The following is a 20,760-nucleotide window of genomic DNA, read 5'->3' as shown; positions in this document are numbered from 1 at the left end:
ATTATTTTTTGAACATTACAAATCCTCCTAATATTGGTATTTTACATACGTTTAAACATTAATATATTATGTTAAATAATTACATATTCAGAATTTGATAAATAAACATCTGATTATTCTTATGATTCAAAAATACCTTTATATAATAAATGAAAAAACAGCTGACTTCTTACATAAAGTAACTAACTGTAGAGAAAGAAAATTTTAGCTTGATGGGCATGGGGTACCGCCCACATTTTAACCAAAATATATGCTAAGCAAATTTTGAAACAAAAAAGCCGATTTTTACTCAGTTAAGAGTACATCGGCTCGTGAATATTTAGCAGTAATTTCGTACTGTGTGCATAAAGATCTTTCCGTTATCGCTCACTTAGATAGAATTAAGTTTCACTTAGTTTTCTACCAATAATTTTTAAAAAAAGTTTAACGGCTTGATAATTAAAGTTAAATGATTTATATTTGTATTAAATGATAGTATTATCTATCAAAAATGACTTTATACAGAGAAAGGTGTGATTGAAATTGTTAAACGCCTCATTGGTGGAAAGCCTTTAGGTGCAGCAGCATTGAAAAGATTGGGAAGAAATGAGTGAGCTTATACAATAAAGAACGCTATAAATTTAAGTAGTGCTTGATACCCTTGAATTGGATTATTTGGTAAAAACATCGAAACTCATTGAAATATTTTCTCGTCTAGTAACTAAATTAATTTTAAGAGATAACTAATGAATTGAAAAAATCCATTAGTTGTTATCGAGTCTTGATGAAAAACGTAAAAATAGACAAGAGAAAATCCTGAAAAACCTATTCACAAAGTATGGTATGAAGGCAAGCTAGTAAGGGGAATTCAAAAATTATTGGATAAAAGCGAGGTAAATAATATGACTTTTGAAGAAAAATTACAAGCATATGCAGAACTTACGGTGAAAATTGGTGTCAATATTCAACCAGGACAATACTTATTAGTCAATACATCAGTGGATGCATTGGATTTCGTTCGTTTAGTTGTGAAAGAGGCCTATAAGGCTGGGGCAGGGCGTGTTCATGTTAATTTTTCTGATGAGGAAATGGATCGTGCTTACTTTGATTATGCCTCAGATGAGGAATTTAATCGTTTCCCAGAATGGATAGTCAAAATGAATGATGAGCTGATTGAACGTAAAGGCGCACTATTAATAATAGATGCTACAGACCCTGATAAATTTACAGGTATTTCAGCTGGTCGTCTAGCTACCTATCAAAAGGTATCAGGAGCTGCTCTAGGAAACAATCGCAACGCCGTAATGAAGGATTTAATAGCTTGGTCGATGGTAGCAGTTCCTTCATCAAAGTGGGCATCGAAGGTGTTCCCAAATTTAGCAGCTGAGGATCAAGTACCAGCATTATGGGATGCTATTTTTAAAGCTGTTCGTATCGGTGAAGGAAATGCGGTTGAAAAATGGCGTGAACATGTAACAAATTTAGAGTCTCGTGCGGTCATATTAAACAATAAAAAATATGCGATGCTTCACTATACAGCGTCAGGTACTGATTTAACAATTGCATTAGCACCACAGCATAAATGGATTACTGGAGGTGGTAAAACGCCAGATGATACTATCTTTATAGCTAATATGCCGACGGAAGAGGTTTATACGTTACCGATGAAACAAGGTGTAAATGGCTATGTAAGCAATACAAAACCATTAGTTTATCAAGGGAATATTATCGACGGCTTTAAACTGACATTTGAAGAAGGAAAAATTATTAAAGCTGAAGCACAGATAGGACATGATTTATTACAGGAGCTTATTAATGTGGATGAAGGCTCTTGCTATTTAGGTGAGATAGCACTTGTACCACATGAATCGCCAATTTCAGCATCGGGGATTTTATATTTTAATACATTGTTTGATGAAAATGCATCGAACCATTTAGCGATTGGTAAAGCTTATCCAACTTGCTTAGAGGATGGAAGGGATTTAGAAAACGATCAACTCGAAACGTTAGGTGCAAATATTTCAGTAACACATGATGACTTTATGATTGGCAGCAGTGAGATGGACATCGATGGTATTTTACCAGATGGAACTGTAGAGCCAATTTTCCGTAAAGGTAGCTGGGCATTTTAAGTTTTTAATTTGAAGAAAGGAGTATATGAAACAATTATTAAGGATAATTGGTGCAACTATATAGGCGTTTCATCTGTTTTTGCTCAGATTGAAAATTACCTCTTTAATTAGATGTAAAATGCATTCAAAGGAGATAGGCCAATGAATTTCTGGGAAATCGTTTTGATAGTTGTGAATTTTAGTCTTTTAAGTTGGATACTGTTAGTAGGTAGAGAAACGAAAAAGTGGTCTAAATTAGCTACTTTGCTTGCTGTTGTAATGGTTACAGTTCAGCTATTGGTAGAAGGTTTTAGATGGCAGATGATTCCGGCATATGCATCCCCAGTTATCTTGATTTTATGCTATTTATTAGCTGGGCGGAAAAAGGGCTTTAGAAGCCGGGGTATATTCATAGTTAAAACTTTGTTGTTGTGCATCTATTTGTCTGTAGCAGTTGCACTACCTTTACTTATGCCAGTATTTTCATTTCAAGAACCTACTGGCCCACATAGGGTCGGTACGAAGCTATATCATTGGGTTGATCATCAAAGACATGAACCATATTCGAAAAATCCAACAGATCGACGCGAATTGATGGTGCAAATTTGGTATCCTGCAGCTGAAAAAAGCAAGGGGGATCAAGAACCTTATATTCGTAACATAAATGAACTCTCTAAGGGATTGGAAAAAACATTGTCCATTCCTGCATTTGCATTCAGCCACTTAGAATTGGTAAAATCTCATTCGTTTATGGATTTACAACTCTCAGACTCAGAGAATCAATATCCTATATTACTTTTCTCTCATGGTTTTAATGGTTTTCGTAATCAAAACACGTTTGAAGTTGAGGAGTTGGCTAGTCAAGGCTATATTGTTCTAAGTATTGATCATACCTTTGATACTGCAGCTACCGTCTTTCCAGATGGTCGAGTTGCTTACGTACAGCCCTTCAATTTAACTGATGACGCAGGGGATAGCCACATAAAATTATGGGAGGAAGATGTCACCTTTGTGCTTAATCAGATAGAGAAACTTAACCAAAACGATGAGACCGGCTTCTTTACAGGAAGGCTTGATACCTCGCGAATTGGAATGTTTGGGCACTCTTACGGTGGAGCTACCGCAGCACAAATACTTGCAAAAGATTCTCGTGTCAAAGCAGCTATCAATATGGATGGCGCTTTGTATGGGGAAATTTTACCTGAAAGTGGGATTGGAAAACCATTTCTGCTCATGAGTGCCGTAGAGCCTGATGAGGCAGATCCCGATAAAGTGACGGAGCGATATGGGCGTGGGTTAGCTGGCGGTGGTATGTCAATGGTCATTCCTCATACAGATCATACAAGCTTCACTGATTTACATTTGTTCTCCCCACTGTTGCAGAGCCCAGGTGAAAATCCAAAGGAAGTTCATCGCATTATCAACGAATTCAGCCTGGCATTTTTTGACCAGTATGTAAAACAGAAGGATGATGGCTCAACCCTTAAAAGGCTGATGACCAAATACCCGGAAGTGAATTTTAAAGTAAACCGATAACTTTATGCAGAAAGTACCTTCATTATAAAATATTCAGTAATTAAATGAAGTGCAAATAGATTTAATATAAGTAGAAAAATTACTGTAATTATTAATTCTTCATGAAAAAATGCTGGAAAAATTAGCGAGAAGGATAACTGTATTAGTGAAAAAATAAAATATCACAAGGGAACATCGTGATAAATAGCTTAAGAAACCCAGCTAATGTGATCATTTTCTCTACTAAGAAAGCGACTCGTACCATTTCCTTTGGCTTTTGTATTTATTACATCAAAAAATTAATTTCTTCATCGGCATCTAAATAATGAAATGCTAAAAATGAAACATTCAAAGTACTATCAGTTTCAGTAATATAATTCTTTTGGAAAGCTACATTCAGCAGCTGGACACTTTGTTTGAGATTGTTTATCATAATATCAAATGATATATTTATCTATCAAAAAATGACGGCTTTATATATAAAAAGGGAGAGATTGACGATGAAGAAAGACTTATCAACGTTAAAGGAAGCGAGATTTAACGCAATTCTTGATTCGGCTACTATATTGCTTGTTGAAAATCCTACTGCTTCGATGAATGAAATTGCGGAATATGCGGGAATTGGCATTGCTACACTCCATCGCTACGTCGAAAGCAGAGAGAGATTGATGCTATTCTTGGGCCATCGAGCTATACAATTGGTAAGTGATACCGTAAACCAGATTCCACTGGATGAGGATAGAAGCGAGAACTATATTCCAGAACTCATTGAATCGTTAATCCCTTTAGGTGACAAAATCTATTTTCTAGGTCATGATGCATCTGTATTTAACAATAAAGAATTAGGTGAAGCCGAAGAGAAGCTGAGGGAACCCTTACGACGCGTTATTGAGCTGTTACAACAAAAAGGTTACTTTCAGCAAACAGTTAGCAGCGAATGGATTTTGAATACGCTTTATGCTCTGCTTTTCCATACTTGGGAACAGGTACATGAAGGAAATGTGGCTAAAAAATCTGCTGCAGAGCTTGTTTTAAATACATTTTATTATGGTTTCAAAGCTAAGGATGAGTCGAGAGGGAAGTGAAATGATACAAATCCATGATAATTAACATCAATAATATAGAAAGCGAAAAGGAGTACTGGGAAATGAATAAAATCTCTATTGTAAAGGCTGTTTATCAATCTATGGTCGGTGCCCAGCTAAATGTAATGGCATTGGAATACATGGCATTTGCACTTGCAGGATCTGAGGAGAAGAACACAGTCGAAGGGACTTTTTGTAAGCTATGGCGGCAGGGGAACAACCGTTTTAGTCATCAATACGCTTATGAAGCTCAAATGGACGGGAAAACTTTAGGGATGATTACTTGCTATCCCGTACCCGTTTTAAATCGTCTTGCCTGGCCCACTTTTAAACAGCTGCTTTCATTCCGAAAGTTGGATTTTGTTGTTTATAACATTCGGAATATCAAAATGCTTTATTCCATGATTACCTTGAAGGAGGGAGAAGATGACGAGTTTCACATCGGAACAATCGCTTTATTGCCCGAAAGTCGTGGACTGGGGATAGGTACCAGACTACTTGAGTTTGCCGAGGAACAGGCTTCCCTGCAAGGCTTTGCCAAATGCTCTCTGACGGTAAAGAAAGAGAACCAACTTGCTATTAAATTGTATCAGAGGTTAGGCTACCAGATTACAAGTGAAATTAATAAACCAAAGTTATCGTTGTACAGAATGGTCAAAAACGTAGGACGTTAAAACCTTTTTTAAAAAAAGTTTTAACGTCCTAGGATAGTACCAGGGGTACCGCCACATCACTATTAAGCTAAGCTCATTCAATGTTAATTATAGTAGAGGCTGTTTCTTTCGAAATAGAGTAGATAAGTGGTTAAAAGAAGCAGGCATTTATCCAAAGCGAGTGATAGAATTCGGAACAATTGAAGCGATTAATGGTTGTGTGAAGGCTAGAATGGGCATTGCTGTCATGGTCAAATCAATTTTGAAAGACCATGAGCAATCTTTAACCATGACTGATTTACCTGAGAAATATTCTAAAGTACCAACTTATTATATTATGAGAAAAGATGTACTTTTTTCTGCTGCTTTACAGAGATTTGTTGAGATGATAAAAGAAAAAACTATGTAACCTAATTTTGATTATTGAAGATCGTTTTAGTGCGGCATAAAATGTAGAACCCCACATCCATCAACTTAAAAAGTTTTTTACGACCCCAAATAAGATTTTTGTACATTTTTACCCAGAAATATCAATTTTACTGTTTTTGAGGTGTTTTTTCACTAGCTTGATAGCGATGTGGCAGGACCCCATCACTATCAAGCTAAGATTAAATAAAAATCAATTAAACTAGACCTTCTTTCTGTTTTCTAAAAATTTAATATGAATTATTTGAAAATTCTTACTATAAATTTAAAAATAGAAACAATCTCACCTGAAATTAAACGTATATAACCTTATGTTGATGGGCATAGGGTCCCACCAACATAACGCGAATTTCGTACGCTAAGGATTTTCTAAGTTGAAAAACTTAAGTTTACCGCGAGTTAGGAGGGTTCCTTAAACGACCATTTTTGGTGTGAAAAGAATTTCTTTTTATTTATTGACTATGAAGTAACCACATAGTTTATAGTATAAATATTATTCCTTAATAGGAGGCAATATAATTAGATGGATAGCTATAAGTTAACTAAAAGTGATGTAATTAAGATTTTTAATACAACGAAAGAAACACTTCGATTCTATGAAGAAAAAGGATTAGTTCAGCCAAAGGTAGGTAAAAATAAGTATAGGCTTTATGGAAATGAAGAACTACAGAGAATTAGCCAAATCTTCTTTTGTAAAGATATAGGTTTTTCAATTGAAGAAATTGATTTAGTAATAAATAAGAGGAAAATAATAAACAATATAAATATCTTACAGAACAAAAAAGATGAAATTGAAACTGAAATTTATCGATATATGGAAATGCAAAAGAAAATTACTAGGATCCTCGATCTCCTACAAAATAGAAGTAAAAACTTCAATGAAATTCAGAGTGTCTATTTTGAGGAAAGAAAATATTATCACATCAAAGGAGAAGATTTTAATAGTGTAAAATCCTTTTTTGATAAATTCCGTTCTATTTTTAAGCAAGGTGAATTTTTTCAAGAACAATTTATAACAATGTGTCCTATTAAGAATTTATTCAATGATGATCTGGGACTATCAGTTTATTATCCTGTTTTGAATGATACAGAGATAGAGCATGTTGATATTCTTAGTATACCTGCAGGTAATTATCTTTGTGTTGATTACGTATGTACAGAAGAGCATATCGATGAAGTACGACATCAAATATATACAAATATTACAGACTATATAGAGAGAAATGGTTTACAGTTTAGATCATGTAATGTAATTGAATCAGATTTACATGAATTGAATCTGTTTTATTCAGAAGGACAGATAATTATGAATATGCAGATTCCTGTTGAAGAAAAATCAAAACACCAAAAGAAGTAAGCATTTATATATTCAACACTATTTACAAGGAAGGCGTAAAAATCGGCTCAGTAAAAAATGTCCGCATTTTACAAACTATAATCGACGATTAAATACAAAAATACATTGCTAGTAGAATATAAAGCATGAAAAGCACACATTTCGATAGGACGGAGCACTGAAAAGTGGAATTAATTTTACATTATGCGGGGGTTAATTTAAACGATAAATATTTTGGAATGTTACATATAGAAAAATCTAAATAGTCATTCAAAAAAACTGTGCATAAAAACCCGCATTATAACAAGTTTTTAGCACAGTTTTTTTTATTTTATGCCTTTCATTAAAACTTGAATCTTTGGGGCCATAAAATATAAAATTACACTTAAAATGATTGAAAGGCCACCAATTGCACCGAAATAAATAATTTCTGTTTCAGGATTATATAATCGAACTATTTGAGCATTTATAGCTTGTGCAGCTGCACTAGTTAAGAACCACAGACTCATTGTTTGAGCAGAGAAGGCAGCTGGTGCTAATTTGGTTGTAATTGATAGACCTACAGGTGATAAACAAAGTTCCCCGATTACTACTAATAGGAAGCTAATCGCTAACCACATAGGGCTTACAAGGGATTCTGTACCATGGATATATGCAGGGATAATCATAACTAAGAAGGATAAACCAGCAAATAGTAAACCAATAGCAAATTTATTAGCCGTACTTGGTTGACGTGAATTAAGCTTTATCCATAACCAAGCAAATACTGGTGCTAACAAAACAATATAAATTGGGTTTAATGATTGAAACCATGAAGATTGAAGTTCAATCCCGGCCAATTTTAATTGAGTACGCTGATCAGCATAAGAAGCTAAAATGATAGCTCCTTGTTCTTGAATGGCCCAAAACATTGTAGCAGCTATAAATAATGGTATGTAAGCAATTAAACGAGACTTTTCAATTTTTGTAGTTTTCGGGCTACGATACATAAAAATAAAGTAACCAGTTGGAATGAGAATACCTAAGATACTTACTAATAAAGTGAATCTATTAATAGTTAAAATACCTGTTGGTATCGTTAAAATACAAAATAGTACTATAGCTATTGTACCAATACTAAACTGTATAATAACTTTTTTTCTTTCGATGTCTGTTAAAGGATTTGGTACTTGTGTTCCTGCTAAACCAAGATTTTTCTTTTTTGTAAGAACGAAAATAATTAAGCCTAATAGCATACCAATTGCAGCAACACCAAAACCTAGGTGGAAGTTATACTTTTGACCAAGTGTCCCTATAATAAAAGGAGATAAAAGAGCTCCTAAATTAATACCCATATAGAAAATACTGAAACCTGAGTCACGTCGAGTATCTGTTTCACTATATAAATCACCAACAATGCTAGATACATTAGGTTTTAATAAACCTGTACCAAGTACTAAAAACACCATAGATATGAATAAAGTACTTATAGTCCCTGGTAGTGCTAAAATCAGGTGACCTATCATAATTAAAACTCCACCCCAAAAAATCGTTCTACTTGAACCTAATAGACGATCTGCAATCCAGCCACCAATAATGCCAGACATGTAAACGAGAGATCCATAGATGGCCATAATTGACGCTGCGGTCGCATGATCCATCCCTAAACCACCTTGTGAGATTGAATAATACATATAGTAAAGTAATATTGCTCTCATCCCATAGTAAGAGAATCGCTCCCAAAACTCTGTAAAGAATAGGGTAAACAGCCCCTTAGGGTGTCCGAAAAAACCGCTTTGCGGAACAGTACGAATAATATCACTTTTACTAAGCTTCTCCATACGAATGCACTCCTTATATTTAAATATAACAATACTAAATTAGTATAAACTAATAATTAGAAAATTAAAATAAAAATTTACTTATTTAATTATTAGAATTTTTATAAAAAACAAATTTTGTGTTGATTTTAATTTGGGTTTTAATTATATTATTTAATATAGATATATTGATTGAAAATGATGATAGTGTATAAATATTAATACAAAATGTAGGAGGATTTATATATTGTTAATGAAAGAAGTTGCTATAGAAGATATTTATCAGGAAATATTAGATGGAAAAAGAAATAAATTCCCTCCAAATACATGGAAAGAAGATAAAGATAATAAAATGGCGCGGAGGGTAATAACATATTTGCTTTACAGTATTTTAAAATGGAATAAGGAAGACATAAGAATAAAATGGAACACTAAATTACTTGTAAAGTATAGGCTACGAGGATTACTCAAACATAGGTATGAAAATAGCCCGTTTAAAGCAATTAATGATTTGTATCCAAATCAGTTCAAAGAATGGGAATTTGGTATGACTCCTTTAAATTTTTGGACTAAAGAAAAAGCATTAACAATTTTGAAATGGATTATTGAGGAAAAAGAGGGCCTTTCACAAGAAAAGATTTTAGGAGTATACGGGAAAAAATGGTTGAAACAAAATAAGCTTAGTGCACCTCTGGCTATGTATTGGAATAGTAGCCCGTATGCAATGATTAATGATCTTTATCCAAGGCGTTTTAAAGAATGGGAATTTGGTATGACTCCTAATAACTTCTGGACTAAAGAAAAAGCATTAGAAGCATTGAAATGGACCATTGAAGAAAAAGAGAGAGTAACTCCTAAACAATTGCTTGATATATACAATATAAAGTGGTTAAAAACCCATGGATTAGCATCAGTATGTCAAATGTTTTGGGGGAATAGTCCGTTCAGAATGATTAATGATTTGTATAGAGACCGTTTTAAAGAATGGGAATTTAAAGTTACTCCTGTTGGATATTGGTCTAAACGTAAAGCATTAGAGGCGTTAAGGTGGACTATTGAAGAAAAAGAAAAATTGGATGAAAAACAGCTATTAAAAGTATTTAATCAAAAATGGCTAATAAAACAAAAATTATGGACACCGTTAAAACGCTATTGGAAAGGAAGTCCATATGAAATGCTTATTGCTCTATATCCTAATCGTTTCTCAAAAAATATGTTAAAAGGATATATTTAAAAGTAATGTTTAAATTCATAATAATTGAGAAAGTTTATGATATAACATTCGGTTATTAATTTGGAGGAAGACACCTTAAAGGTGTCTTTTTTATATATATAAAAGTAAAATATCACTTTGTGTAAAAATTTCAAAATACTAGAGGGATTTCTATTCGTAATTAAATAAAATCATTCATTAATTGTTCTATCTCTTTTCCTATTAGAACCAAATTTTTGCTAATTCAGATACTCCTTTTATTATCTCTTCCTCAGATAAATTACCAAATCCAAGTTGAATATGCGGATATTCTGGTGAATATTCTGAGAAATATTTTGAACAAGGATATACTATAATGCCGTGATTATGTGCTCTTTCAATTAGCATTTTTTCACTCATTTTTGTTTTCACTTCAATAATAACGAAAATGCCGGAGCTACCACCTTTAATCTTGACATATTCCTTAAAGTGCTTTGATAATTCCTTATTTAATAGATTCATTTTACGTTTATACAAAGCTTTCATCTTTCTTAAGTGCGAGTACCAATATCCTTCATCCATAAAAGTTGCCAATGTTTGCTGATGAATAGATGAGGATGTTTGTTCAAGTAAAGGGAGTATCTTTTTATATTCATTAATTAGCCGCTTAGGCAAAACCATATAACTGACACGGACAGAGGGGAGGAGTGCCTTTGAAAAAGTTCCTAAATAAACCACCCTATCATTAGAATCCAAACTTTGAAGAGACGGTATAGGTTGATGGATATATCGAAATTCACTATCATAATCATCCTCGATAATATAGCCTTCCATCTTTTTGGCCCATTCAATTAACTTTAGTCTTTCATTGACAGGGATAGTCACCCCATACGGAAAGTGATGAGTAGGAGTCACATATAAAAGTCTAGAAGGCGATTTTAAAAGTAGATCGACTTGGATACCTCGTTCTTTTACAGGAATTGGATCAATAATAAATGATTGAAGAAAAAAAAGTTCCCTTGCCATGTTATATCCAGGGTCTTCTACGGCCAGATAATTATAGTCTTGCTTTAACATCAGTGACAAAAGTAATAACAAATGTTGTGTGCTACTACCAATAATAATTTGTTCTGTAGAAGTATTAACTCCTCTTGATTGAAATAAGTAATCTGCTAGTGCTTTCCTTAATTTAATGTCGCCTTGCTTTTCTCCGTATGAAAACATGCTAGAGTCTTTAATAATTTTGTTAGTAATCATTCTCCATTTTTTCAAAGGGAAGTTTTCTTGATCCACTGTCCCAATCTTAAAATCAATAGTTTTCATGGCAGTATGCTTTGTTTCATGATGCGGTTCTCTGATAGGTTGAAAATTTAGTGTTTCATCCGATATAATAGCCTCTACAAAAAATCCTTTTTTGTTCTCACTTCGAATATATCCTTCTGATTGTAATTGTTCATAGGCAACCTGAGTTGTGTTTCTGCTGACCTCTAATTGGATAGCAAGTTGTCTAATTGATGGCAACTTTTTACCTTTTTCTAATTTTCCAGATAAAATCTGAGTTCGTATATATTGATAAACTTGTTGATACATAGGATTTTCACTTTTTCGATTTATATTAAATATTAGTTCCTTCATTATTGGAACACCTCATCTGTCATTTGTATTTATTGTAAACTGTCCCTTTTAGAAATGACAGTATAAATAAATAATGAATTCATACAAAATTTAATCTAGGAGAAAGTTTATGACAATATTTATGTACATATTTTGTTTGATTGTATGGGGAATCAACTTTATTGCGGTAAAAATTCAAGGAACTCCTGTCAGCTTAGAACTATCCTTAACTTATCGTTTGGTTATGACAGCTTTTTTATTTTTGATTCTTATTTGGTTCCTTCGCCCAAGAGGGATGCCAACAAAAAAAGATATTCCATTTATAATGATTTTTGGTGTATGTAACTTTGCATTAAGCTATTTATGCCTTTATTACGCTACAATTTTAAGTTCTGCGGCAATTGTAACGTTAATTTTTTCATTAAAGGTGATTTTGACCCCAATCGCTCTTCGAATTTTTTTAAAAGAAAAGTTACATTCACGCGTTTTGGTTGGAGGAATTTTAGGTGTATTAGGAGTATGCATTCTCATCTATCCGAATTTAAATAATTTTCAAGGTTTTAATGATATAAAAGGAATTATGGTCGCAATCTTAGGTACGCTTCTTACAGCAATAGGTGATGCGAGCTCGGCACGAAATGCAAAACACAAGGTGAATCCTATCTATGCAAATACAATTGGATTTACAGTAGGTAGTATATTGATGGGGGGAATTGTATTATTTCAAGGGGAAAAATTTACGTTTCCCACATCGTTTTCATATGTATGTATGTTGCTATATTTAACTCTGTTTGCTTCTTTTGTAGCATGGTTATTCTATTTGAAGCTTGTAGAAAAAATCGGAGGAGCTCGAAGTGGGTATATGGTGGCGCTATTCCCTGTAATTGGAGGAATAGCTTCCGTTTTAATCGGTGAGTCAGATCCATCCCCGTATTTGTTTGTTGGTTGTTTTTCTAGCTGTATTGGAGCTGCTATTGCATTAGGGTTTAGAACTCAAAAGCAAGATCCGAAATTAACACTAAAAAGGGTTAATTAAGAAAGGAATAAGTATAATGGATTTGAAAATAGAGCCCATATTCTTTTTGTTTTTTATGTATGAATTGTGTACGTTCTTTTGAAAAAAAGACATTATAAGACGATCCAAAAATGGACAGATAGGGATTTGTTTTTTCAAATCTAAAGAAATTATGTATCAGCTTTTTGCAAATATAGCATATTATCCGTTTGATTTAATATATATTATTTCATACCCTTTTTTTAAACTTTTATTTTTAAAAAAATTTTAGATTGAGTGGATACATAATAGTGGAGATAAAATTCAGGGAGCGTACAAGAAGTAAATACGTTTGTTAATCGAAAAAGCCCTACAGAGGACGTAGGGCAAGTCTAAGGGTATTCAAGAATTGTCGATTCTAAAAGTAAAGGACTTCTTGGAATATAATAAGTCTAACATATAATTCGTTAAAACCCTATATAATAATGTTGCAGAAATGTGAATTGTTGATTCTAAAGTACCGGCATTTAAAGCTGAAAAAAATTAAGAGAAGCGGTGAAATAATTATACATAGTAAAAAAGGATTTGATATTCATATCAGATCCTTTTTTCATTATTGGTTTTGTATAATTGCTCATCGAGGCTACTTAACAAAGGTTTAGAAACTAGATATTTTTCAGGTACTACAATCTAAAAATAATACTTTTCTTTGTTGGTGGTATTCACTTTTCCTAGCTTAACGGATATGGGTGCACTATAGCATAAAAAGAAAATTAGCTGTTTAGTATTAAATAAAATTAGTATCAATACAATCTTGGTCCTTTAAGGAAACCAAATTAGAGAGCAACATTTCAAAGAGTATCCTGTGATATAACTAAGTAGAATTTTAAACAAGGGGATGATGAGATGAATAAATTGAAGGGGAAAGTTGCATTAGTAACAGGGGCTAGTAGGGGAATAGGACGAAGTATTGCCTTACATTTGGCACAGGCTGGTGCGTTAGTTGTAGTTCACTATAGTAAAAGAAAAGAAGAAGCAGAAAGTATAGTGGATAAAATTAAACAAGATGGCGGTGCCGCATTTGCAATCAGTGCAGATTTAAGTACTTTTAACGGCATTAATAACTTGTATTTAATGATGGATCAATCTCTTCAAAAACATATAGGTAATACTACATTTGATATTCTTGTAAACAATGCTGGAATTGGGCAGATTTTAACGTTAGAGGAATCTACAGAGGAGTCTTTTGATGAGGTTATGAATATTAATGTGAAGGCTCCATTTTTCATTATTCAAAAGGCTTTGCCACGTTTAAAAGATGGAGGAAGGATTATCAATATTTCATCATTTGTTACACGAGTAGCCACCCCAAGTGTTTTTGCCTACAGTATATCTAAGGGGGCAATTAATACACTCACTCATACTTTAGCACAACAACTTGGTGCTCGTGGTATTACAGTAAATGCAATTCTCCCGGGTATAATTAATACAGAAATGAACGCTGAGACATTGAGGAATAAAGATGGCCAAAAATATGCTGTAGGTTTATCGACTTTTAATAGGTGGGGAGAACCTAATGATATAGCTGATATTGTAGGTTTTCTTTCTTCATCAGACAGCCGTTGGATAACTGGTGAGTTAATCGATGCAAGTGGTGGATCTTGCTTATAATGCTAGAAGAAAAGCCGGCTTAAATAGAGTTGGATTTGCAACTTTATTTTTTATTTGCTAAATAACCGAACTACGCACCATTTATTAGCTCTTACAAAAGCCACCTTGAAACGAGTCCAAGTGTTGAAAGTCCATAAAGGTAGAGAACCAATTATGCTGTAGTAGGATTAATGATAAGTGCAAATAGTAAAAATGCAATGAATATGCACAATTTCATATATAAATAGGTACTTTTTGTTAACTCTTTCACAGGGAAGAAAGTATATGAAATTAGTATGATAGAATCAATTTGTATTAAATATAAAGGGGATGATTGTATGCTAAAAAGGATGATCCTAGGGGTTTCGTCATTAGTAGTGGGGGCAACAGTTGGCATAGCGACAGATGTATCTGCGGCACCTGCACCACCATTAACATCATTAAATGTAGTAAAAGTTGAATCTCAATTAGGCGGAGTTGAATTTATCGGTCCAAACAATTTTAGTACAGTTAAAGATCATGGAGGAAGCTATTTATACATTTATACAAATGAAATGGGATATGGTAGAAATCCGATTGCTCAAATGAGTGGTCAAAAACTAAAAAAAGTAGATTCTAAGATGATTGATATTAATGGTGATAGAACAGTTGATGGATGGGAATATAAATGGGATGCTTCGGGACAACAAAATGGACAATTCAAATATCAAAACACATCTACAAATACACCTTGGAATACATTATCTACTTCATTAAATATTAAATAAGCTAACAGAAGAATTTAATGTTAATTTTTGGTCGGTTGCAATATTTAATGTTTAGGTAATTAAAGGAGTCTACGTTTTTTGTGGGCTCTTTTAATCTATTGAAAAGACACGTGCAAATTGATAAGCTATTTTATCTAATTATCACGATGTATGTTTACATAATGTTATTTCCGTAAACAAATTTATAGTCAATAGCGCGAGTAATTAAGGAAATAAATCTATTGAAAAATCATGAAATATCAAAGGAGTCTTTCAGCATAAAAATCTAAAACTATATATTTATGAATTTTTATAATATTTTTAGCCAACATTTAGTCACAAATCATACGATTTTCTTACTAAATACTATAATTTAATTAGTAATAGTAGTGAAAAAAACATTAAACATAACTAGGTAATATAGCTAATGTTATTTTTTTACATAATTTGTTTAATAGTATGTACATCGTTATTATTCAATGTAACTAAAATAATTTAAAAGGAGATAGGAAGTTATGTTTAAAGAAAAAACAAATAGAAGACTAAAAAAGATTGTTATAATTACTGCGGCTTGCACCATGATGTCAATGTATGGAGCACCAATTTCTAGTACAGAGGCAGCAATCCGATCTCATGCTCCATCGGTTTATGTAACACCACAAAATACTGCTGCTTCAGATATCATTAGCATAGACTGGTCACCAGTCCAAACAGCACCTTATACGTATTGGGCTGTGCATAACTGGAATCAGGGGGGAGAGGGTGGTGGTTATGCTGGCTTCCAACAACAAAGTGGCTTTGATCAAACCGGTAAACGTACTCTTCATTTTGCGCTTTGGGATCCAATAGCATCAAACCAAGCAATAAAAGCTGAATATTTATCGCCGACTTCAGAAGCCGGTAGATTTGGTGGAGAAGGAACAGGTCTGAAGGTACAAACAACTTATAATTGGAAAGATAGTGAATGGTATCGAATGACTCTACGTTCTTGGCAAGAAGATGGCCATACAAAGTTTGGCCAATGGATAAAAGATAATAAATTAAATCAATGGAAGTTAGTTGCTATTATGGATCATCCAGTTGCAAATGTTGCATTTAACTATGGTCTATCGATGTTTCAAGAGGACTGGGCTGGTAATGGACAAGATGTAAGAGAAGCACGCCTTAAAAATGGATACAGCAGAAAAGTTTCAGATCAACAATGGAATTCTTGGAATAATCAGCGTATCTCTGGGCAACATGATACGTCCTATCAATACGATGGAGGTGCAACTTCAGAATATCTCTGGGTTAAGGCAGGAGGAAATACTCAATCAACTATTGGTACTGGAAAAAGTTTCAATCTAAATCAGCCTAGTCAACCAGAAATGGGAATTTTAGATTTTGATATTCAAAATATTCGCTTTGAAGATGAGAAATTAAATGTTTCTTGGAAATTGAAAGAACAAAGTACTCCACAATTTAAAGGGAAAATTGAAATCTATGACAATGAAAAGTTAATGGGACAACCTTTGAAAGTAATTGATAATATTAAGTCCTACGAAACTGAGATAAGTCAAACTATGCAATTACCTCAAACGGCTTTTGCCAAAATTACATTAACAGACATATTTGATCGAACTGTAGAGAAAAAAGTAGGAATTACAAATGGAAATTCTGATATTTTAGTAGGGAACCAATTTGCATGGTCCCTAAAAGGATATAGTGATCGAGAAATTGCAAAAGTAGATTATAATAAGGCGGCAGAAGAGTTGAAAATCAAATTAGAAGCTGGTGTACCGCATTCTTACTTCAATAGCACATATGCAAGTATTAAGGTCCAAAACTCATCTGGTAGCGTATTATACAATAAGGAAATCGTGGGGAATAGACAACAAAATACCGAAAGCCAAACTGTGTCTGTAAAAGTGGGGGATTACATTGAATTAACTCATATAGAAGGAGACGCAGTAAAGGAAAAGACACGCGCAACATTAACGAATCTTGAAAATAACAAAAATGAGACTATTGGAAAGACAGCAAGGTATCTGGTTACTAAAGAGGGATTAAAGAAAGTTGAAAAAATGCCAGAGACAACAATTCTAGATGGAAAACAATTTGCATGGTCATTAAAAGGATATAGTGATCGAGAAATTGCAAAAGTAGATTATAATAAAACAGCAGAAGAGCTGAAAATCAAATTAGAAGCTGGCGTACCGCATTCTTACTTTAATAGTACATATGCAAGTATTAAAGTCCAAGGCTCATCCGGTAGCGTTATGTACAATAAGGAAATCATGGGAAATAGACAACAAAATGCTGAAACCCAAACAGTACCTATAAAAGTGGGAGATTATATAGAATTTACTCATATAGAAGGGGAAGCAGCAAAGGAAAAAACGCGAGCGACTTTAACTAACCTTGAGAATGGAAAACAGGAATATATAGGTAAGAAAAGAACATATCAGGTCACATCCACAGGATTAATAAGAAAATAGATGTATAAAAAAGTTGGGGGAATCCCCAACTTTTTCTATAGAAATGGAAGAATAACAGTTTCTGTAACATCAAATGGCCAATACTTCTCAAAATACATAAAAAGCATCACAATACTGTGATGGAAAAATAGAAAATAATAACCGGAATTGTCAAAAAATATGTGTAAGTTTTTGAAATGAACAAATAGAATAGCAAATATTAAGATTAGTTTTATCTTATTTATCTTCTTTTGACTTTTGACTTTCGGCTTGTGTAATAATTAAATCGAAAGGTCGTGAAAGAATGAAGATAGCTGTGATACAAGCAAGTACCCAAACTAGCAAAAATGAACTGATATTTGAAGAAACAAAAAGGGCTGTGGCGAAGCATGGATATGAAGTGTTGAATTTCGGCGTTACTATTGAGGAATCGGAGTTAAGCTATATCCAAGTGTCCTTAGCTGTTGGTCTACTTTTAAACTCAGGTGCAGTTGATTTTTTCGTCACTGGATGTAGTAGCGGTGTTGGTATGTCGATTGCCTGTAATATACTTCCGAATGTCATTAGTGGTTATCTGCCAACTCCAACAGATGCGTTTCTGTTTGGTAGGATAAATAACGGAAACTGTGCATCACTGCCACTTGGATTGAATTTCGGTTGGGCGGGCGAACTAAATCTTCGCTTCACGCTTGAGAAACTTTTTGAAGAACCGTTCAATACTGGGTATCCTCAAGAATCCGCCGAACGAAAGAAACGTGATGCAGAACTTTTTAAAACAATCAAGAGTGTTTCACATCATGGCATCGTTCAGATTCTGAGTCAGTTAGATGTAGCAGTTATTAATCCTGTTCTTCAAAAACAAGATTTAGTGGAATTCCTCTTGCGGAATGGCACCAACACAGATATATCAAAGTTTTTTATCGAACAAAGGACGGATTTAAATCACGGTAGATAAATACTGTATTTTTTAATAAGTTTGGCAATTTTAATGTTAACCATAAGTTGATTCAATACCATTGGCCAATTGGGGAATATGACTGCCATTCCATTTGTTTTGGGGTTCTTTTACAGTCCTTCTCCAACGAAAAAGCCCATCGCCTTTAGGCATGGGATGAAAGTGAGGTTGGATACGGAGTGCTACTAAATAACCGCAAGGTTTGTGGTACTTTAGGTATCCAAAGTGTGGATATCCATTACGACGATTTTCCTGTTCTTTTCACTTTTTGAGTTTAAATCTAAACCAAGAAGGTGATTCATTTCGCCTTGAACCATTGCCTCAAACATAGGTCCAACAACGTCTTTCAAAGCCTCTTACATATCTTCAACAGTTTCCGATTGGTAAGCTTTAAAAATTGATTGAGCTAAATTTACGGATTTTGGATCTCTTTTCTATCTAACAATAAGTGTAACCATTTCCTCATAGTAATTTTAGAAAAAGAAAAACCGTGAAGCGCCCCTCTATCTAGGATAGTAGGTTATTTACACGGTTTATATTACACTCTCCAATAATCGATGATTATTTATTCGTAGCTTTTAAAGTATCTAACACGACTTTGGTTGTGTCTGCAATAAGTTTATCATCGTATTCTGCATCTTCTTTATCATGATTAGAAAGGATGGCAAGAACAATTGGCTTTTTATTTGGTGGCCAAATAATTGCAATATCATTCCTTGTCCCATAAGACCCTGCACCAGTTTTATCAGCTACATCCCATCCTTTTGGTACGCCTGCACGAATTAACTTATCTCCAGTTGTGTTTCTCTTCATCCAATCTACTAATAGTTCACGTTTCTCAGATGGTAGTACAGTTCCTAATGTAAAAGATTGAAGCGTCTTAGCGATTGCTTCTGGTGTACTCGTATCATGTGTTTCTCCTGGATTTACTTCATTTAATTCAGGTTCAAATCTCTCGGAATTAGTAACAGTATCACCAATTTCCCTCAATATTTTTTCAAATGCGGATGGACCACCTAACTTTTTAAGAATTAAATTATGTGCCGTACTATCACTATATCGAACAGAAGCATCTGCAAGTTCTTTTAACGTCATTCCTGTATCCAAATGCTTTTCAGTAATTGGATTATAATTAGAAAGGTCTTCTCGCTTATACGTAATCCTTTCATCAAGAGCTTCTATTGAGTTCTGACGTAAAAGAGCTCCCGCTGCTAATGATTTAGATGTAGAGGCAAATGCAAAGCGATCATTTGCATGGTAAGCAACGGTTTGATTCGTACCTGTGTCCAGTGCATAAATACCAAGCTTAGCGTTATATTCTTTTTCAAGTTTAGCAAAAGAATCATTACCAGTATTTTCTTGTTTAATTTGATTTGTTTGTTTAGGTGATTCAGATGGAGTATTACTATTAGAACAGCCTATTAATGTAACGCATGAAAGTAATACCACAGGTGCAATCTTTTTGTAATGTGAAATGGTAAAGAACTTGTTTAAAACGAACATAAATTTTCAACCTCTTTCAAGAATATATGGTTTTTGTTTTGGTATTTTAAATACCGATGTTATTTAAAGTGTGTATAGGATAACAATACTTTTGAAGTTGAATTTTAATAGGTTAAGCAGAATTTAAACATTCAGACGAATGAACAGACGTTGTTTGGATTGTTTCTTTTTTTAATTACACTTGTAATCGTTCACCTGTGAAAGTATTAAACTCGTAACATTTAAATACAGTATTTCAATACACACTTTTTTACATCACTTTACTTTTGGTAATAATATGTCCTTTCATATTTTTAGGAATACACGTAATAGACACTCTAAATAATAAATTTGTTCCATTTTAAGAATAGGAAGAACTTGGTGAACGGTAAAGAAAATACGATGAATTGCAAATAAAATCTATACGGAAATCTAGTAGCAAATAGTCCAGTGCATATGAAAAATTCCTCAATGCTATCTCTCAAAAAAATTATGTTTCTCGGCCTAATAGACTGTATTTTCAGAAACATTTCAAGCGTGTAAGAAAAATGAAAGATAATTCAATATGAGAAAAACAACCATACTACTACAATGAAAAACAGAAACATGTTTAAAAATCCTGAAGTACGATAGCAAGTTATTTTAGCGCTTAATACATTCGACCAAGTATGACAGCCTTAAATAATAAAAGCTGAAACAAATTATTAATGAGTAGTACATTAATCGTATTTTAAATAAATCAAAATGTAGGAAGGCAATAGTTATCA

General features: G+C 33.4%; 15 protein-coding genes and 1 pseudogene. 12 read left to right on the top strand and 4 right to left on the bottom strand.

Features of this window, described 5'->3' with window-relative positions; all coding sequences use genetic code 11:
• The first annotated feature begins 881 nt into the window (after positions 1-881).
• From ILS93_RS03300 to ILS93_RS03275, 6 genes are all read left to right on the top strand, one after another.
• A complete protein-coding gene (locus ILS93_RS03300; protein WP_222659933.1) occupies positions 882-2,111 on the top strand; it encodes an aminopeptidase in 1,230 nt (409 codons plus the stop codon).
• 141 nt (positions 2,112-2,252) lie between these two features.
• Positions 2,253-3,626 (top strand): alpha/beta hydrolase family protein, encoded by a 1,374-nt coding sequence (locus tag ILS93_RS03295; RefSeq protein ID WP_064475738.1) that lies wholly within the window; start codon positions 2,253-2,255, stop codon positions 3,624-3,626.
• A 479-nt stretch (positions 3,627-4,105) separates the two neighbouring features.
• A complete protein-coding gene (locus ILS93_RS03290; protein ID WP_064475737.1) occupies positions 4,106-4,690 on the top strand; it encodes a TetR/AcrR family transcriptional regulator in 585 nt (194 codons plus the stop codon).
• A gap of 62 nt (positions 4,691-4,752) precedes the next feature.
• Complete coding sequence (locus ILS93_RS03285) at positions 4,753-5,364, top strand: GNAT family N-acetyltransferase (RefSeq protein ID WP_149174184.1); 612 nt, start codon at positions 4,753-4,755, stop codon at positions 5,362-5,364.
• A 55-nt stretch (positions 5,365-5,419) separates the two neighbouring features.
• Positions 5,420-5,752: a LysR substrate-binding domain-containing protein gene (locus tag ILS93_RS03280; protein WP_315971431.1), complete on the top strand. Its 333-nt coding sequence runs from the start codon at positions 5,420-5,422 to the stop codon at positions 5,750-5,752.
• A 540-nt stretch (positions 5,753-6,292) separates the two neighbouring features.
• Positions 6,293-7,126, top strand: a complete 834-nt coding sequence (locus ILS93_RS03275; RefSeq protein ID WP_103655993.1) for a MerR family transcriptional regulator — start codon at positions 6,293-6,295, stop codon at positions 7,124-7,126.
• A gap of 305 nt (positions 7,127-7,431) precedes the next feature.
• Here ILS93_RS03275 and ILS93_RS03270 read toward each other — a convergent pair whose 3' ends face one another.
• Positions 7,432-8,925: a peptide MFS transporter gene (locus ILS93_RS03270; protein WP_064475734.1), complete on the bottom strand. Its 1,494-nt coding sequence runs from the start codon at positions 8,923-8,925 to the stop codon at positions 7,432-7,434.
• A gap of 226 nt (positions 8,926-9,151) precedes the next feature.
• On the opposite strand from ILS93_RS03270, the gene ILS93_RS03265 reads away from it, so the two are divergent.
• Positions 9,152-10,138: a DUF4046 domain-containing protein gene (locus ILS93_RS03265; protein ID WP_064475733.1), complete on the top strand. Its 987-nt coding sequence runs from the start codon at positions 9,152-9,154 to the stop codon at positions 10,136-10,138.
• Positions 10,139-10,339: 201 nt separating this feature from the next.
• On the opposite strand, the gene pdxR is transcribed toward ILS93_RS03265, so the two are convergent.
• Complete coding sequence (gene pdxR, locus ILS93_RS03260; protein WP_064475732.1) at positions 10,340-11,731, bottom strand: MocR-like pyridoxine biosynthesis transcription factor PdxR; 1,392 nt, start codon at positions 11,729-11,731, stop codon at positions 10,340-10,342.
• 109 nt (positions 11,732-11,840) lie between these two features.
• On the opposite strand from pdxR, the gene ILS93_RS03255 reads away from it, so the two are divergent.
• The 5 genes from ILS93_RS03255 to ILS93_RS03235 all read left to right on the top strand — a co-directional run bounded on the left by ILS93_RS03255 (position 11,841) and on the right by ILS93_RS03235 (position 18,511).
• Entirely contained in the window at positions 11,841-12,746 is a 906-nt protein-coding gene (locus ILS93_RS03255; protein WP_064475731.1) for a DMT family transporter, read from the top strand.
• An 864-nt stretch (positions 12,747-13,610) separates the two neighbouring features.
• The gene (locus ILS93_RS03250; protein WP_088048296.1) at positions 13,611-14,375 is read left to right on the top strand and encodes an SDR family oxidoreductase; all 765 of its coding nucleotides are present in this window, start codon (positions 13,611-13,613) and stop codon (positions 14,373-14,375) included.
• 317 nt (positions 14,376-14,692) lie between these two features.
• Positions 14,693-15,121 (top strand): DUF4879 domain-containing protein, encoded by a 429-nt coding sequence (locus tag ILS93_RS03245; protein ID WP_064475729.1) that lies wholly within the window; start codon positions 14,693-14,695, stop codon positions 15,119-15,121.
• Positions 15,122-15,615: 494 nt separating this feature from the next.
• Positions 15,616-17,577, top strand: a complete 1,962-nt coding sequence (locus ILS93_RS03240) for a DUF3472 domain-containing protein (RefSeq protein WP_222659931.1) — start codon at positions 15,616-15,618, stop codon at positions 17,575-17,577.
• A 283-nt stretch (positions 17,578-17,860) separates the two neighbouring features.
• Positions 17,861-18,511 carry an RpiB/LacA/LacB family sugar-phosphate isomerase gene (locus ILS93_RS03235; RefSeq protein WP_222659929.1) on the top strand — a complete coding sequence of 217 codons (651 nt, stop codon included), beginning with the start codon at positions 17,861-17,863 and terminating at the stop codon, positions 18,509-18,511.
• Positions 18,512-18,742: 231 nt separating this feature from the next.
• On the opposite strand, the pseudogene ILS93_RS29050 reads toward ILS93_RS03235, so the two are convergent.
• Positions 18,743-18,909: pseudogene (locus ILS93_RS29050) on the bottom strand (IS256 family transposase); the annotation flags it as partial.
• A 163-nt stretch (positions 18,910-19,072) separates the two neighbouring features.
• Positions 19,073-20,014 (bottom strand): class A beta-lactamase BlaIII, encoded by a 942-nt coding sequence (blaIII, locus tag ILS93_RS03230; RefSeq protein WP_149174180.1) that lies wholly within the window; start codon positions 20,012-20,014, stop codon positions 19,073-19,075.
• Positions 20,015-20,760: the final 746 nt, after the last annotated feature.

The sequence above is a fragment of the Bacillus sp. 16GRE42 genome (assembly GCF_019837435.1).
Lineage (GTDB): Bacteria > Bacillota > Bacilli > Bacillales > Bacillaceae_G > Bacillus_A > Bacillus_A wiedmannii.
The sequence above is the reverse complement of the archived record's forward strand: the minus strand, read 5'-3'. Positions and strand labels throughout refer to the sequence as shown.

What these genes read in the sequence shown, in the direction of transcription:
- ILS93_RS03245 (WP_064475729.1), top strand. Translation starts at nt 14,693, where the DNA reads ATGCTAAAAAGGATGATCCTAGGGGTTTCGTCATTAGTAGTGGGGGCA.
- ILS93_RS03255 (WP_064475731.1), top strand. Translation starts at nt 11,841, where the DNA reads ATGACAATATTTATGTACATATTTTGTTTGATTGTATGGGGAATCAAC.
- ILS93_RS03250 (WP_088048296.1), top strand. Translation starts at nt 13,611, where the DNA reads ATGAATAAATTGAAGGGGAAAGTTGCATTAGTAACAGGGGCTAGTAGG.
- ILS93_RS03300 (WP_222659933.1), top strand. Translation starts at nt 882, where the DNA reads ATGACTTTTGAAGAAAAATTACAAGCATATGCAGAACTTACGGTGAAA.
- ILS93_RS03235 (WP_222659929.1), top strand. Translation starts at nt 17,861, where the DNA reads ATGAAGATAGCTGTGATACAAGCAAGTACCCAAACTAGCAAAAATGAA.
- blaIII (WP_149174180.1), bottom strand. Translation starts at nt 20,014, where the DNA reads ATGTTCGTTTTAAACAAGTTCTTTACCATTTCACATTACAAAAAGATT.
- ILS93_RS03295 (WP_064475738.1), top strand. Translation starts at nt 2,253, where the DNA reads ATGAATTTCTGGGAAATCGTTTTGATAGTTGTGAATTTTAGTCTTTTA.
- pdxR (WP_064475732.1), bottom strand. Translation starts at nt 11,731, where the DNA reads ATGAAGGAACTAATATTTAATATAAATCGAAAAAGTGAAAATCCTATG.
- ILS93_RS03240 (WP_222659931.1), top strand. Translation starts at nt 15,616, where the DNA reads ATGTTTAAAGAAAAAACAAATAGAAGACTAAAAAAGATTGTTATAATT.
- ILS93_RS03290 (WP_064475737.1), top strand. Translation starts at nt 4,106, where the DNA reads ATGAAGAAAGACTTATCAACGTTAAAGGAAGCGAGATTTAACGCAATT.
- ILS93_RS03285 (WP_149174184.1), top strand. Translation starts at nt 4,753, where the DNA reads ATGAATAAAATCTCTATTGTAAAGGCTGTTTATCAATCTATGGTCGGT.
- ILS93_RS03270 (WP_064475734.1), bottom strand. Translation starts at nt 8,925, where the DNA reads ATGGAGAAGCTTAGTAAAAGTGATATTATTCGTACTGTTCCGCAAAGC.
- ILS93_RS03275 (WP_103655993.1), top strand. Translation starts at nt 6,293, where the DNA reads ATGGATAGCTATAAGTTAACTAAAAGTGATGTAATTAAGATTTTTAAT.